Raw genomic sequence first — 14982 nt, 5'->3', positions numbered from 1 at the left:
GTCCTGATTTCATTTGCTATCGTCCAGATATGATCGATCCGCTCTCGCAACTCATCCAGCTTCTCCACCCGCGCACGGTGTTCACCAAGGGCATCAGCGGCGCTGGCCGCTGGGCTGTGCGCTATTCGGATTTCGGCCAGCCGAGTTTTTGTACGGTCGTTGAAGGCTCGTGCCGGCTCGCAGTCGATGGCGAAGCGCCGGTCACGCTCGTGGCTGGCGACTTCGTGCTTCTGCCGACAACGCCAGGCTTCACGCTCTCAGGCTTCGAGCCGGGCCAACCGGTGTTCGTCGACCCGAAACTCACGCCGGCGCCCTTGGACGAAGTTCGCCATGGGCGCCCGGAAGGCGAGCCGGACGTGCGTCTGCTCGGCGGATACTTCGTGCTCGATTCCCCCGATGCCGGTCTGCTAGTATCGCTGCTGCCAACCCTTGTGCATCTGCGCGACATCGAGCGGCTGTCGACCCTTGTCAGCCTCGTCGGCGACGAGGCGCGCGACGAGCGACCCGGCCGCGACCTGGTGCTTGCGCGACTGGTGGAGGTGCTGCTGGTCGAAGCGCTCCGTTCCAATCAGGGAGAAGCCGCGGCACCCGGTCTGCTTCGAGGCCTCGGGGATCCGCGATTGGCGGCGGCTCTCCGCGCGATCCATGCGGACCCGGCCCGCGCCTGGACCGTTGCGGACCTGGCAAGCGCCGCAGCCCTCTCCCGATCGGTGTTTTTCGACCGGTTTACCCGCGCCGTCGGCGTACCGCCGATGGAATACGTCCTCGTCTGGCGCATGGCGCTCGCCAAGGACCTGCTGCGGCAGCAGGATTTGGATCTCGCCGCCATTGCCGAGCGTGTCGGTTATGGTTCAGCCAGCACCTTCAGCACCGCCTTCAGCCGCCATGTCGGACAACCGCCTGGCCGCTATGCGCGCATAACGCCCGCTTAGTGGCGACGGCGGGCTACATTTCGTGAGGAATAGCTAAAATTGCGGACGCGGTCACATTTACACCGTGCTCGCCGGCCTATAGAGATTCCAGACGTCAACAGCGAAGCCTGATACATGCTCCGACGCCTTTATGATTGGACAATGTCGCTCGCGACCCGAGAAACCGCGATCGTCTGGCTCGGCGTCATCGCCTTCGTCGAAAGCTCGGTATTTCCAGTCCCCGCGGATCTTCTCCTGATCCCGATGGCACTTGCCCGGCCGGAACGGGCATGGCGCTACGCATTGGTTGCGACCGTCTGCTCGGTGCTTGGCGGTATTGCAGGATGGTACCTCGGACACTACGCCTTCGATACGCTCGCCCGGCCGCTTCTGGAATTCTATGGCAAACTCGACACCTTCGAGCACCTGCGGGCGTCGGTCGATTCCGAAATGCTGGCGCTGCTGCTCGTGACCTCGGGCCTTGCACATCTGCCGCCGATCAAGGTCGTGACGATCCTCTCAGGCGCTGCCAACATCAATCTCGGCCTGTTCATCGTCGCGGCGATCATCGCACGTGGGGCGCGGTTCTTTCTGCTCGCCTGGCTCCTGCAACGCTTCGGCGAGAACATCCGCGAGTTCCTGGAGAGGCGCCTCGGCGCGCTGGCGGGTGCGGCGGCCACGATCCTGATCTGCGCTTTCGCCGCCCACCGCTTCCTTTCCTGACGTTCCGGACCCTTTTCAGGGGGCCCGGTGCGAGGCTGCCTCGTTACGCTCTTCCGGACGTGCCGCGCGGCAGCGACAAAGGTGCAAGCGACCGCATCGTCCGCCCCTTCGGATCGTTCTCGGGCGCCTTGCGGCAGGCGTAATCCTGCGCCCGCTGAAGCTCGGCCAGCGCACCGTCGTAGTCGATCAGGGTCGGCTTGCCGCCGCTGACAACACAGGTGCCGTCAACGTAGACGCGCTCGATCGCCCGTTCGGCAGCGCAATGGAGAAGGTTGCGCAGCGGATCATAGACCGGCTGCATCGCATGATGGCGGAGATCGACCACCACGAAATCCGCCTTGGCGCCAACGGCGATCCGCCCGATGTCATTGCGACCGAGCGCCCTTGCGCCGGCAACTGTTGCTGCTTCCAGAATGTCGGCGGTCGAAACGTCGAAGACCGACTTGCCGGAAATCCGCGCGCAGATCATCGCCTGGCGCATTTCTTCCAGCATGTTGAAGGGATAGCTGTCAGTTCCCAAAGCGACGTTGACGCCGGCGCGACGGTATCGGCCGACGGATTCCAGCGCCATGCCGCTGCGCGAGAATGTCACCGGGCAATGCGCAACAGTCGTCTTTCGCTCGGCCAGGAGCCTCAGATCAATCTCCGTGCGCTGCCGGGTCCAGGAATGGCTGTCGACGAAGATGCAATGCCCGAGGATGAGATCTTCTCCCAGAAGCCCCAGGCTTTCGAGATACTGCACGGCCGTCAGGCCGTGGCGGCGCAACAGTTCCTCGTGCTCGGCCATCGTCTGGGCGGCGTGAATGGTGATCGGCATGCCTCTCTTGCGGGCCGCGGTCACGGCATCCTGCAGAAGTTCCGGCGAGCAGGTCTCGATCTGCGACGGCGCGACGACGCCCCCGAGACGGCCAGACGGATGTGCAGCCGCCGCATCGACCACCTCCAGAGCCCGTGCAAAGGCTTCGCGGCCGCGTCCCTTGTCCCAGCGGAAGTCGAGACGGTGGCTGTCTTCGACATGCCATTGGGCTTCGCGGAACCCGGGGGCGACAAAAGCGCGAGCGCCGCTTCTGGCAAGTGTCGGCAGCCAGCTTTCATGCGGGCCGGCGATATCGAGCAGCGTCGTCACGCCGCTGCGCATCAGGTCGCCAACCATGACCGTCAGCGACGCCTCAATTGCGTCGTCGTCGATCTCCAGCAGGTTGGAGTATTCATAGAGCGCGTTACCCCAGAGCGCGGCCGTCCCCATATCCTCGAAGATGCCCTTGGAGATCGGCTCCTCGCCGGAGTGGCAGTGCACGTTGACGAAGCCCGGCACGATCATGCGATCGAGGCCCGAGCCCTCGCTGGCAAACGGCCCCTCGTAGTGGCCGCCGACATGGACGAAGCCCTTGTCGTGATAGGCGACGTCGGCGTCATTCAAGTAGACATGGCTGCCACGCTCACTGTCGAGGGCGACGACCGTATGGGCTTTGCGGATAACGTGGATCTCGTTAGTCATGCGTGGTCCTGAAATATTGCTCGAGGAAACGGCTGTAAGCTCCCATCAGGGCGCTGAAAACAAAATAGACGACGGCGGCAAAGACATAGCCTTCGAGCACCGCGATGCCCTGCCACTCGGGATCGCGCATGGCGGTGCGGACGGTGTCGAGGAAATCGAGCAGGCCGACGATGGTGACCAGTGTCGTATCCTGGAAGAACCCGATGAACAGGCTGACCAGCGGCGGGATGACCTTCTTCAACGCCTGCGGCAGCACGATCTTGCGCATGATCTGCCAGTAATGCAGCCCGAGCGAATGCCCGGCTTCGACCTGCCCGCTAGGGACCGCCTGTAGGCCGCCGCGCACAATCTCGGCGATGTAGGCCGCGGCAAAGAGGATGATCGCCACCTGCGCGCGCAGCAGCTTGTCGATGGTGATGCCGTCGGGCATGAACAGCGGCAGCATGACGGTCGCCATGAACAGGATGCTGATGAGCGGCACGCCGCGTACGATCTCGATGAAGCCGACGCCGAGCACGCGGATTGCCGGAAGATTTGAGGCGCGGGCAAGGGCGAGCGCGATGCCCAGCGGCAACGCGCAGGCAAGGCCGATGAAGGACAGCATGAACGAAAGCGGCAGCCCGCCCCACTGCGTCGTCGGAACAACGGTCAGGCCAAAGAAGCCACCGGCCATCAACACATAAAGCGCCGGAAGGATGACCGCGATCCAGGCGATCAGCAGACCCCGCCCCCAGACCTTCGGCACCATCGAAGCGAGGCAAGCGCCGAGAAACAGAAGCATCGCCGTCAGCGGCCGCCATTGCTCCTCGAACGGATAGAAGCCGAAGAAGATGTAACGCATCTTCGCCGACAGGAACGGCCAGCAGGCGCCGCTCGTCACCTTGCATTCCGCAGGCGTGCCCGAGAATGTCGCATCGACGAACAGCCAGCCGATCGCCAGCTTGGCGAGCGCGAAGATCGTTCCCAGGCACAGAATGGTAATCAGCGCGTTGCCGGGAGTGCCGAAATAGGCGCTGAACCAGCGGCTCCTCTGCGCCGGTGGCGCCTCGCGGCTGGGCGTGAGCATGGCGTCGTTCACGAGGGTATCGACCTGTGTCATGGCTCAACGCTCCCTCAGCGCGACCTGCGCATTGTACCAGTTCATGACCAGCGAGATCAGGATCGACAGGCCGAGGTAGACACCCATGAAGATCGCTATCGCTTCAATGGCCTGGCCGGTCTGGTTCATGACCGTGTTCGAGACCATCACCAGATCGGGATAGCCGATGGCGATCGCGAGCGAACTGTTCTTGAAGACGGTCAGGTAGGTGTTGGTGAGCGGCGGGATGATGATGCGGAGCGCCTGCGGCAAGATTACCAGTTTCAGGCTGCGCCCGCGCGAAAGGCCAAGCGCGGTCGCAGCCTCCCATTGTCCCTTGCTGACGGCCTGGATACCGGCGCGGACGATTTCCGCGACGTTAGCCGACACACTCAGCGTCAGCCCGAGCAGCAGCGCCACGAACTCGGGACGCAGATGGTAACCGCCGCTCAGGCGAAACCGTCCGAGCTCGGGCACGTCCCAGGTGACGGCGATGTTTGCGAGCAGAGCTGCGGATGCGACCGGCAGCAGGAATGCGAGTGTGGCGACCAAAGCGATCGGCGCATCCTTGCCGGTGGCGACGCGCCGGCGACCGAGGATGCGTGCTGAGAAAGCGGCCGCGACTGCGCCGACGACGAAGGCGATGACAAGCGCCGCAAATCCGCTCTCCCACCGCAATGCGGGCATAACCAGGCCGCTATTCGACAGGAAAACGCCGGGAAGCATCTGGATCGCCTGCTTGACCGGCGGGAAGGTGGAAATGATCAGCGAATACCAGAGCAGAAGGTAGAGCAGCAGCGGCACGTTGCGCAGCGCTTCGATGTAGCCAAGCATCAGCCGCGACAAGACGGGATTGTGCGAAAGCCGTCCGATGCCGACGAGCAAGCCGAGCACCGTCCCGAAGAGCGCCGCCAGCAGCGAGACCTTGACCGTATTGGCGATGCCCACAAGGATCGCGCGCCCGATCGTATCGGTCGGCTCGTAGGCGATTGCAGCTTCGGTGATGACGAAGCCTGCCTGGCGCGCCAGAAAGCCGAAACCGGTCGCAATATCCTGCTTGGCGAGATTGGCGCTCGCGGTGCTGAACATCACCCAGGCGACAAGCAGCACGGCGCCGACGGCAACCGCTTGATAGAGATAGGCGCGGATGCGCGCATCGTAAAACAGGGGCATGGCATCCGTCCCTTAAGGCAGGATCTGAAACGCCGCGCGGGTCGCGCCAAACATTTTGAATGTTTCTGCTTGGAACAACCTGCATCGGGGAGATAGGCCCGCGCTTACGCGCGGGCCATCAATCCTCAACGGAAGGGCGGTGCGTAGAGCAGACCACCTTCGCTCCAGCGCGTGTTCGGGCCACGCGTCAGGCCAAGCGCGGTCTTGGTGCCGAGGTTGCGCTCGAACACTTCGCCGTAGTTTCCGACACCCTTGACGATGTTGTAGCCCCACTTGTTGTCGAGGTTCAGCATCTTGCCGAGCTCTTCGTTGACGCCGAGCATGCGCTGGATCTCGGGATCTTCGCTCTTGGTCATCTCGTCGACATTGGCCTGGGTGATGCCGCGTTCTTCCGCCGCCATCAGCATCCAGACCGACCAGGAGACGATATCGCGCCAGTTGGAATCGTTCTGGCGGACGGACGGCGCCAAGGGCTCCTTGGAGATGGTTTCCGGCAGAACGACGTAATCGTCGGGGTTGTTGGCAACCGCGCGGATCGAGGCGAGATCCGACCGGTCGGACGAGATCGCCTCGCAGCGACCAGAGAAGAACGCGTTGCGGTTTTCATCCGGGTTTTCGAAGACGACCAGTTCAAACTTGCCGCCGATCGAGCGGAAGAAATCGCTGAGGTTCTGGGCGGTCGTGGTGCCCGGCAGCGTGCAGATCGCAGCATCCGTCAGCTCCTTGGCGCTGTTGACGCCGAGAGACTTCGGCACCATAAGCCCCTGACCGTCGTAAAACACGGTCGGCCCGAAATCCAGGCCAAGCGAAACTTCACGCGAGAAGGTGTGGGTGGTCTGGCGCGACAGCATGTCGATCTCGCCGGACTGGAGCGCCTGGAAACGCGTATTGATGTTGGTAAGGACGAAGTCGACCTTTTCGGGATCGCCGAACACGGCGGAAGCAACGGCGCGGCAGACGTCAACGTCGAAACCCTGCATGTGCCCCTTGGCGTCCGCGGTCGCAAAACCCGGTGTGCTCATGGAGACGCCGCAGATCAGCTTGCCGCGTGCCTTGACGGTTTCTAGCGTCGTTGCCGCATTGGCTGACGTTGCGGCAACAAGCCCGACAGCGATGCCCGCAACCGTGGCGCAGAGCTGAAGAATCCTGCTTTTCATGAATTCCCTCCCATTGGTTTTTATGTGCCCTGATCCGTCCCGGTCGTGCGGTCCTCGTCGCACGCCTCCTCCCGAACCGACCGACGCTGGCCGTGATTGCGCAGCGCCACCAATTGCATACGACAGAAGAATACGAACATCAACATGATTGTATACAATATTGACGACAAAGCATCGTGTCTTTGAGGGAGAGGGTCGGTTTGGTGGCGCCGTGGGGACGGCCCGTTGTGCAAAGGCTGCTCGGCGTTCGCTTGCCATGACAGGACCGCCAAATGCCGGATGAGGACCTGGATACGACGTTCTTTCCTCGATCTGCGGCACGAACTGTCGCGCGGCAGGCAGCCTCGGGATTTCCGTCCAATATCCTGCAACGATACCGGTGCGCCGGGCGGGTCTTGCAAGAGAGGGAGTAAGCGATGCCAAGAGAACTGGAATTCATGAGCCAACAGGTTGCCGCGGGTCGGTTGTCGCGAAGAGAGTTTCTCGGGCGCGCGGCCGCGCTCGGCGTGACCGTCGCGTCGGCAAACCTGCTGCTCGGGCAGGCGGCGCGTGCCGCCGGGCCGGTCAAGGGGGGAATTTTGAAGGCCGGCCTTGTCGGTGGTGAATCGACCAACAGCCTCGACCCGGCGACCTGGGCAAGCCAGGTCCCCTACACGCTTGGACGCTGCTGGGGCGAGCAGCTCCTGGAGGTGTCTCCGGCCGGCGAAATCGAGTACCGGCTCGCGGAGGCCTATGAAGCGACACCGGACGCCAAGACCTGGCGCTTCAAGATTCGCAAGGGCGTCACCTTCCACAATGGCAAGGACCTGACGCCCGCCGATGTGGTTGCGACGCTGGAACGTCACGGCGACGCCGATTCCAAATCCGCAGCCCTTCCCTTCGTCCAGGAGTTCGAGACGATCAAGGCCGATGGCGACAGCGTCGTCATTACCCTGCGCCAGCCGAATGCCGACCTGCCCTATGTTGTCAGCGACTATCACCTGATGATCCAGCCGAACGGCGGCAAGGACGACCCGACGGCCGGCATCGGCACGGGGCCCTATAAGGTGGTTTCCAACGAACCGGGCGTCAAACATATCGCCGAACGCCACGAAGGTTATTGGGGCTCGGCCGAGCGTGGTCATGCCGACCAGATCGAGATCGCCGTCATCAACGATTCGACGGCGCGCACGGCTGCCCTTCAGAGCGGCCAGATCCACATGATCAACCGCATCGAGCCAAAGGTCGTCGCCTTGATCAGCCGCCTGCCCGGCGTCGTCATCCGCAACGTGCCCGGCAAGGGGCACTACGTGTTCATCGCCCACTGCAACACTGCGCCATTCGACAACAACGACCTGCGCCTGGCGCTGAAATACGCGGTCGATCGCGAAGAAATGGTCGCCAAGGTGCTGAGCGGCTACGGCACCGTCGGTAACGACACGCCGATGATCAAGGGCTATCCGCTGTTCGACAACGACATCGAGCAGCGCGTCTTCGATCCGGAAAAGGCGAAGTTCCACTACAAGAAGTCCGGCCATAGCGGCTCGGTGCTTCTAAGGACCTCGGACGTCGCCTTCCCCGGTGCGGTCGATGCGGCGCAGCTCTTCCAGATGAGCGCCGCCAAATGCGGCATCACGATCGACCTGAAGCGCGAGCCCGGCGACGGCTACTGGTCCGACGTCTGGAACAAGCAACCCTTCAGCATGTCGTACTGGACGGGTCGTCCGACGCAGGATCAGGTCTACTCGATCGCCTATCTCTCCAAGGCCGAGTGGAACGACACGCGCTTCTTCCGCGAGGACTTCGACAAGCTGATCTTTGCCGCACGCGGCGAACTCGACCAGGCGAAGCGCAAGGCGCTCTATCGCCAGGCTGCGATGATGCTGCGCGACGAGGGCGGTGTCATCGTGCCGATGTTCAACAACTACATCGATGCGACCAGCGACAAGGTCGGCGGCTGGGTCGACGATCCCAATGGCGAACTGATGGGCGGCCACGCCCTGACGAAATGCTGGCTGAACGCCTAAGCACAAAATGAAAAGCCGGAGATCGATGATCGACCTCCGGCTTTTTGCAGTCGAGATAGGATGAGCGCGCCGGCTCAGATCGTCCGGCGCAGCGCGACCGTACCGTCGCTCGCAAGCTCCGCCTCGAAGTCGTGGTAGCGATCAAGCGTCACATGCGGCGTATCGGAGGCGGCCGCATGGGCGCCGGTCACCACGACGACATCGGCACCGGCCGCCAGGCCCGCCAAGATCCCGGCCGGCGCATCTTCGAACACCAGGCAGTCCTCCGCCCGCACGCCCAGCCGCTCGGCGGCCAGCCTGTAACCCTGGGGATCGGGCTTGCCGACGGATACGTCTTCGCCCGTGATCATAAGCTTCGGCATCGGAATGCCGGCAGCTGCAAGGCGACGCACGGCAAGATCAAGCGGCGCCGAGGTGACGATCGCCCATTTCTCCGGCGGCAACGAATTCAGGAAGGCAACCGCACCGGGGATTTCGACGATGCCCTCGACATCGGCGATTTCGGCAAGCGCCAGTTCATGGGCTTCTCGTTCCGGATCGAGCCCGGGCAGTTCCAGATTGCGAATGGTATCGACGGCCCGCACGCCATGCACGGTCTTGATAAATTCATCGCGATTGAGACCGTTGCGCTCGGCCCAGGCACCCCAGACGCGCTCGACGACGGCCATGGAATTCAGCAGGGTGCCGTCCATGTCGAACAGCAGGGCAGCGAAGTTCTTCGTGAAAACAGATGAAGGCGCGGCGTCCAATGCAATCCCCTGAGGTTTTGAGAGACGGGCGGCGTCAGCATCGCCCTTAAAGAGAAGGCACACCTACTACCTGTTCGGCGGGCGCACAATGGCCAACGCACTTTCGCTGTCGGTGGACCCTTCAGGTTGCAGCCAGTCTCACGGCCGCAGTGAGAAAATCGATCGGCCCGCCCGGTTCGTCGTCATCAAAAACGGCGCAGGACAGGACACCGCCGAACACGGCACCGGAATCGACATTGGTGCGGTTTCCGATGGTACGTGGATTTTCCGCGCCGGGCGTGTGCCCATGGCAAACATGCCGGCCCCAGTACTCGCCGGAATAGTCGTCGGGTCGCCTGATCCAGAGAAAGGTCTCGTCTCCTTGCCACTCCAGCGGCAGGGTTTCGTCGACGCCGGCGTGAACGAAAATCCGATACTGTTCCACCAGGATCGAAGGGAGATCCCTCATCCACTTCAGGTGCCGCCCCGGAACGGTACCGTTATAGGAGACCAGCGTTTCCTGCCCGCCGTTCATGAGCCACCAGTCGACGTCGCTGTCGCCGCTGCTTGCGCCCCAGAGCATAACTTCATGGTTGCCCTTGAGCGTCAGCCAGGTCCAGCCGGCTCTGGTCGGGCCGGCCATGATCAGTTCGACGACACCGCGACTGTCCGGTCCCCGGTCGATCAGGTCTCCGAGAAAGATCACCCGGCCGCTCGATGCGTAAGCCTCTATCTCGTCCAGCAGCGCGCGCAACTGGTCAAGACAGCCGTGAACGTCACCGACGGCGAAAGTCAGATGCCGGGCGGCCATACATCTCTTCTCCAGCCCCCTGCGCGGGTGCGAACAAAACCCCGGCGAAGGTCAAAAATATCACCAAATCAACGCGCTATAACAGGCCTTTTGCGGAAGAGATGCAAGAGGTAGCGCCGATCATCACCGGCGCGCCGGGCATTGACCGTCTTGCGGTCACCGACGTCGCGTTTGCGTTCGCTGCGTGCACGGCGCACTAACGGCGAGAATGGCCTTTGGCGACCGCCGAACTGGCAATCGACACGGGGTCGCTGGCGGGAAACGTATCCTCGAGCCCCTCTTCGAGCTGCTCCTCAAGCGCGTCGCGGTCATGGGCCTGCCGCGCATTCGCCAGGACGCCGAGACGGCGCTCCGCCTTGTCACTCGCCTCGGCAAGCGACACATCCGCGTCGAGCGCAGCTTTCAGCATCTCCTTCGCCCTTGCGACGGCGTTGAGCCGGTTCAAGGAACGGGCACTGTCCTGCGGACACATGACGGTTACCACTTGCCAGTCATCGCCGACGAATTCGACGGTGAAGCCGGCGCGGCCGGCTCTTTCGGGGGAAACCTGTATGCCGACGATGCGCATCGAACTCTCCTTCCTTTGGGGATTTGTCGTCCATCCGGCGCCACCCCGGCGAGAGACGCGCCCGCAGGTGGATCACCGTTGAAGCCATCCTCTCAGGGAAGCGCCGAGGCACCCCTTTTGTTCCGGGAGCGGGCAAATTTAAGCGCCGCCGCAGGCACCGTCAGAGTGCCCCTGGGGTCGTCATGGGAAGGATACCTCCGGCAGGCAGGTCCTTGGCGGTATCGGCGGATTGGAAGCCCGGCTGAGCACTCGGCTTTTTACCCGTGCAGCTCGCAAAAGCGTCGAGGTCGCGTTTGTAGATCTTCGTCTCGACGTTCATCATGCCGAGCACGGTGTGAAACAGGTTGTCATGCGACTTGGGCTGCGCCGTGTCCTTGGCCAGGCATGCCGGATCGACCCCCATCGCCGCCTGATAGGGCTTCGAGAACCAGGCGATGAACGGAACCTGCGTCTGCTCGCGCGGGGCGATGGCATAGGGCGCTCCGTGCAGATAGATACCGTTCTCGCCGAGCGATTCGCCATGATCGGACATGTAGAGCATCGCGCCGGAGACGCGATCCTGGTGCTTTTCCAGGAGGCGCGCAACGCTTGCCAACACGTAATCGGTGTAGAGGATCGTGTTGTCGTAGGCGTTGGTGATCTCGTCAACCGAGCACTTCATCAGCTCAGGCGTGCGGCAATCGGGCGTGAAACGCCGAAACTTCTCCGGATAGCGCAGATAGTAGGACGGTCCGTGACTGCCTAGTTGGTGCAGGACGATCACGCTGTTTTTCGTCGTGGCGCCGAGCTTCTTGTCGAGTTCTCCCAGGAAGATCTCGTCCAGGCACTCCCCGCTATTGCACAGGGGGCTGTTCTTCTGGTTGGTCATGCTGGCGAAATTGATGAGATCGGCAATGCCCTTGCTGCCGGTGTTGTTGTCCCACCAAGTGGCAGAAACACCGGCGCGCGTCAGCACGTTCATCAGGTTTTCCGTCGAACGCGCCTTCCAGTCGGTATATTCGTTGCGCGGATAGACGGAGAACATGCAAGGAAGCGAAACCGCCGTCGCAGTGCCGCAACTCGTGGTGTCGGTGTAGTTGACGACACCCAGCGCCTTGAGCTCTGGATTGGTCTCGCGCGCGTAGCCGTTGAGCGAGAAGTTCATCGCCCGAGCCGTTTCGCCGGCAACGACGACGACCACCACCGGCTTGCCGGCGGCCGCAATCCGCGCGCCTTGCCGCGCGTCCGTGCCAAGCGGCTGCACGACGATGTTGCGCTCCTTGTAGGTCGAAGCCGCATACCGCACCGCCGCCGACACAGGTCCGGTCGGGTTGAAGCGTTTCATCAGATCCTTGTGTTCGCGGATCACGTAGGCGACGTTTGCGAAGTTCGCATAAATCAGCCCGCCGCTGACGAGCAGGCAGGGAATGATCACGGAGAGATTGACCGCGGCATTCAAGAAGAAGCGGCGATAGCGAACCTTTACCCAGAGGACGAGCAGCGAGGGAAGCAGCCCGTACAGCAAGAGATGTGTCGCAAGACTGCCGGTCAGGAGATGGCTGGCTTCGGCCTGCGTCGTGACCGCCGCGTTGCCGATCATATCCTTGTCGATGATGACACCGAAGGTATCGATGAAATAGGACGCTGAAGCAGACACCATGATGAAGAAGATCATGACCGGCTTCATGACGAACTTGACGGATGCGGTTGTCAACGCGGCCAGCGTCAGCAGGCACAGCGCCGCGCTGAACGACACCAGCGCCACGACGGAATCGTCGAAATAGGCGACCGTGTGCGTCCAGAAGGATTTGTTGGTGGCGAGAAGCAGATAGGCGCTAGCAAGTGCGCTCAGAGCAATGCTGCCGATTTCTGGCCGGCGAATTCTTGAAAAAATCAAAACGGTCTTCTCCTGCGGCGACTGCAGGGGCATCCTGGGAGGGACGCCGCAGACGCGGGCATACGGTCGAGGTAGAGGCCGGATGGGGCCGCCTGTTCAGGTTCAGCCTCCCCCTCATTGAACGAGATACGACGGATAAGCTGTCGAAACCCCGTCAAGATTGCTCATTGCCTCACGGATGCGCGCCCTGGTAGTTGTCGCGACGGGGAGTTGGCAGCCTCGGCGAAAGCCCATATTGTCGGCGTGGCCCCTGTAATATCGAGACGAATCAATGCGCCTGCTCCTGGTCGAAGACAGTCCGCGACTGGTTGAACTGGTCGGAGAAACCATGCGGGATGCAGGCTGGCGCCTCGACGCCGTGTCGAGCGTGGCCGATGCGGAAACGGCGATCGCCGCGCGCGAGCACGACCTGGTGCTACTCGATCTCGGACTGCCCGACGGCGATGGCCTGTCGCTGTTGCGCCGTGTGCGCCAGGAGCACCCGGGACTGCCGGTGCTGATCATCACCGCCAAGGGTTCGGTCGACGAGCGCATTGCCGGGCTCGACGCCGGCGCCGACGATTATCTGGTGAAGCCGTTTCATCACCGCGAACTCCTCTCCCGTTGCCGGGCGATGCTCCGGCGCAACCCGCAGGCGGTTCAGCCCGTGCTTGAAGCGGGCGCCCTGCGCTACAATCCCGCCACCGCGGACCTCACCTGCGACGGCGCGATCGTGCCGCTGCCGCCACGCGAGCGCTCCTTGATGGAAATCCTGATGCGAGAGGTCGGGAGGGTCGTCCCGAAGCGCAAACTCGAGACGGCTCTTTCGGAATACGGCCAGGAAGTGACGCCCAACGCGCTGGAGCTTGCCGTCTCGCGGGTTCGCAAGCGTCTGCAGCCGCTCGACACCGGCGTGCAGATCGAAACCGTACGCGGCATCGGCTACCTGCTCAGGCAAGCATCATGAAGAGCCGCAACCCGTCATTGATCGGTATCGTCGCGCGCCGCATCGTGGCGTTCTCGCTGCTGGCCATGGCGATCCAGATCGGTGTCGTCTTTGCCGATTACTGGTTCGATGACGACAAGCTGAGCGTGCTCATGCTGCAGCAGGAGACCGAAAATCTCGCCGCCTATGTCCAGGTGCGCGATGGCGTGGCGCACTATGAGCCCGATCACGATATGCGCGAACGATATTTCGACCGGCCGGATGACAATGGTTCGATTTTCCTGCGCATCCGCACCGCGTCGGGAGACATCATCCATTCGAACTGCACGAGCGAGTGCGCCCAGCATTTCCTGCCTGTTGACGTCGACGCGCCGCAATTCTGGAAACGCCTGATTGCGCCCGGGAAGCCATTCAGCGTAGCCGGCGGCCAGACCTTCGAGCGGGGTGGCATGATGGTGCTCGTGGAACTCGCGATCCTCAACGATCCGAATGGCTTCATGTATGGCGCGCTACTGCACGAAATGTTCGATTCCATGATCGTGCCGATGACGCTGATGTTCTGTCTCGTCATCGGAGCAACGATCTGGTCGATCAGAAGCGCGTTGAAACCGGTCGCCATGGCCGCGAAGGCAGCGGATGCTCTGGACCCGCGCGACAGCAACGCACGCCTGCCGCTGACGAGAATGCCGCGGGAAATCGCCCAGCTTGTCACCGCCGTCAACCGGATGCTCACGCGGGTCGCCGACCTCATTCAGTCCCAGAAACTGTTCTCCTCGTCGATCGCCCACGAGATCCGTACTCCGGTCTCGATTGCCAAGATGGAGCTGAGCCGTATCGACGATCCGAGGGCGCGCAATGCAGAGCGGGATCTGGACGCGCTGACGCATATCCTGGAGCAACTCACCTCGCTTGCGCGCGCCGATGCCGTGGATCCTTCCGCCTATCAGCGCACCAGCCTGTCGCAGATCGGCGCTGCGGTCGCCGAAGCAATCGCGCCCTTTGTCTTCGATCACGACAAGTCTCTCGAATTCGTCGACGAAGGCACCCCGCCTGTGACCGCAATTCCAGCGCTGGTCGAAAACATGCTGCGAAACCTGATAGAAAACGCCGTCAAGCACAATCCGCCGGGTACACGCATCATCCTTGCCTGTGGTCCCGGGCCGGTGGTCTCGGTCGAGGACAACGGCAAGGGGCTCATCGACCTCCCGGATCATCATGAAGACCTCGGTTACGTGAAGAGCTCTGGCCAGCTTGGGCTGGGCCTGAAGATCGTGCGACGCATCAGCGCGCTGCACGAGGCGACGATTGCCATCGATACCGCGCCTGACCGCGGCACGAAGATTTCGATCGATTTTTCAGCGGCGGTCTGAGACCGGCCCCTTGCCCGGCCTCAAGAAGCGCGGCTCCGCCCGAAGCGGTGACGCGTTCTTTTTAGGCGTGATGCATATATTTTAATCGAGCGCGGGATTTTGGACGCAGATTTCACGCCCAAATCCGCGCCATGTGCTATTGGACCGGGCATATTCGT

Annotated in this window: 13 protein-coding genes; 5 read left to right on the top strand and 8 right to left on the bottom strand. The window is 62.5% G+C overall.

The annotated features are described in order from the left end of the window. Positions 1-29 precede the first annotated feature (29 nt). Together VGO04_RS08685 and VGO04_RS08680 are read left to right on the top strand one after the other, a co-directional pair. Positions 30-932 (top strand): AraC family transcriptional regulator, encoded by a 903-nt coding sequence (locus tag VGO04_RS08685; RefSeq protein WP_327495544.1) that lies wholly within the window; start codon positions 30-32, stop codon positions 930-932. 114 nt (positions 933-1046) lie between these two features. After that, positions 1047-1634 (top strand): YqaA family protein, encoded by a 588-nt coding sequence (locus VGO04_RS08680; RefSeq protein WP_327495543.1) that lies wholly within the window; start codon positions 1047-1049, stop codon positions 1632-1634. Between the two features lie 43 nt (positions 1635-1677). Here the strand turns inward: VGO04_RS08680 and VGO04_RS08675 are convergent, their stop codons facing one another. The 4 genes from VGO04_RS08675 to VGO04_RS08660 all read right to left on the bottom strand — a co-directional run bounded on the left by VGO04_RS08675 (position 1678) and on the right by VGO04_RS08660 (position 6540). Further along, a complete protein-coding gene (locus VGO04_RS08675) occupies positions 1678-3132 on the bottom strand; it encodes an amidohydrolase family protein (protein WP_327495542.1) in 1455 nt (484 codons plus the stop codon). Next, positions 3125-4231, bottom strand: coding sequence for an amino acid ABC transporter permease (locus tag VGO04_RS08670; protein WP_327495541.1), 1107 nt, complete (start codon positions 4229-4231; stop codon positions 3125-3127). The genes VGO04_RS08675 and VGO04_RS08670 overlap by 8 nt, the downstream gene beginning before the upstream one ends. A 3-nt stretch (positions 4232-4234) precedes the next feature. Continuing rightward, positions 4235-5383, bottom strand: a complete 1149-nt coding sequence (locus tag VGO04_RS08665) for an ABC transporter permease subunit (protein ID WP_327495540.1) — start codon at positions 5381-5383, stop codon at positions 4235-4237. Between the two features lie 125 nt (positions 5384-5508). Next, on the bottom strand, positions 5509-6540 hold the full coding sequence (locus VGO04_RS08660) for an amino acid ABC transporter substrate-binding protein (protein ID WP_327495539.1): 1032 nt from the start codon (positions 6538-6540) through the stop codon (positions 5509-5511). A gap of 416 nt (positions 6541-6956) precedes the next feature. Between VGO04_RS08660 and VGO04_RS08655 the strand changes: the two genes are divergently transcribed. Next, a complete protein-coding gene (locus VGO04_RS08655) occupies positions 6957-8546 on the top strand; it encodes an ABC transporter substrate-binding protein (protein WP_327495538.1) in 1590 nt (529 codons plus the stop codon). A gap of 74 nt (positions 8547-8620) precedes the next feature. Here VGO04_RS08655 and VGO04_RS08650 read toward each other — a convergent pair whose 3' ends face one another. The 4 genes from VGO04_RS08650 to VGO04_RS08635 all read right to left on the bottom strand — a co-directional run bounded on the left by VGO04_RS08650 (position 8621) and on the right by VGO04_RS08635 (position 12562). Continuing rightward, entirely contained in the window at positions 8621-9295 is a 675-nt protein-coding gene (locus VGO04_RS08650) for an HAD family hydrolase (RefSeq protein ID WP_327495537.1), read from the bottom strand. A 121-nt stretch (positions 9296-9416) separates the two neighbouring features. After that, positions 9417-10085 carry a metallophosphoesterase family protein gene (locus VGO04_RS08645; protein WP_327495536.1) on the bottom strand — a complete coding sequence of 223 codons (669 nt, stop codon included), beginning with the start codon at positions 10083-10085 and terminating at the stop codon, positions 9417-9419. A gap of 196 nt (positions 10086-10281) precedes the next feature. Further along, positions 10282-10653: a hypothetical protein gene (locus tag VGO04_RS08640; RefSeq protein ID WP_327495535.1), complete on the bottom strand. Its 372-nt coding sequence runs from the start codon at positions 10651-10653 to the stop codon at positions 10282-10284. 160 nt (positions 10654-10813) lie between these two features. Beyond that, positions 10814-12562, bottom strand: a complete 1749-nt coding sequence (locus VGO04_RS08635) for a phosphoethanolamine transferase (protein WP_414650523.1) — start codon at positions 12560-12562, stop codon at positions 10814-10816. Between the two features lie 238 nt (positions 12563-12800). On the opposite strand from VGO04_RS08635, the gene VGO04_RS08630 reads away from it, so the two are divergent. Both VGO04_RS08630 and VGO04_RS08625 read left to right on the top strand, forming a co-directional pair. Beyond that, positions 12801-13475 (top strand): response regulator transcription factor, encoded by a 675-nt coding sequence (locus VGO04_RS08630; RefSeq protein ID WP_327495533.1) that lies wholly within the window; start codon positions 12801-12803, stop codon positions 13473-13475. Then, a complete protein-coding gene (locus VGO04_RS08625; protein WP_327495532.1) occupies positions 13472-14824 on the top strand; it encodes a HAMP domain-containing sensor histidine kinase in 1353 nt (450 codons plus the stop codon). Before VGO04_RS08630 ends, VGO04_RS08625 begins: the two co-directional genes overlap by 4 nt. Positions 14825-14982: the final 158 nt, after the last annotated feature.

It is taken from the genome of Ensifer sp. (assembly GCF_035999185.1).
In the GTDB taxonomy this organism is placed as follows: Bacteria; Pseudomonadota; Alphaproteobacteria; order Rhizobiales; family Rhizobiaceae; genus Ensifer.
The sequence above is the reverse complement of the archived record's forward strand: the minus strand, read 5'-3'. Positions and strand labels throughout refer to the sequence as shown.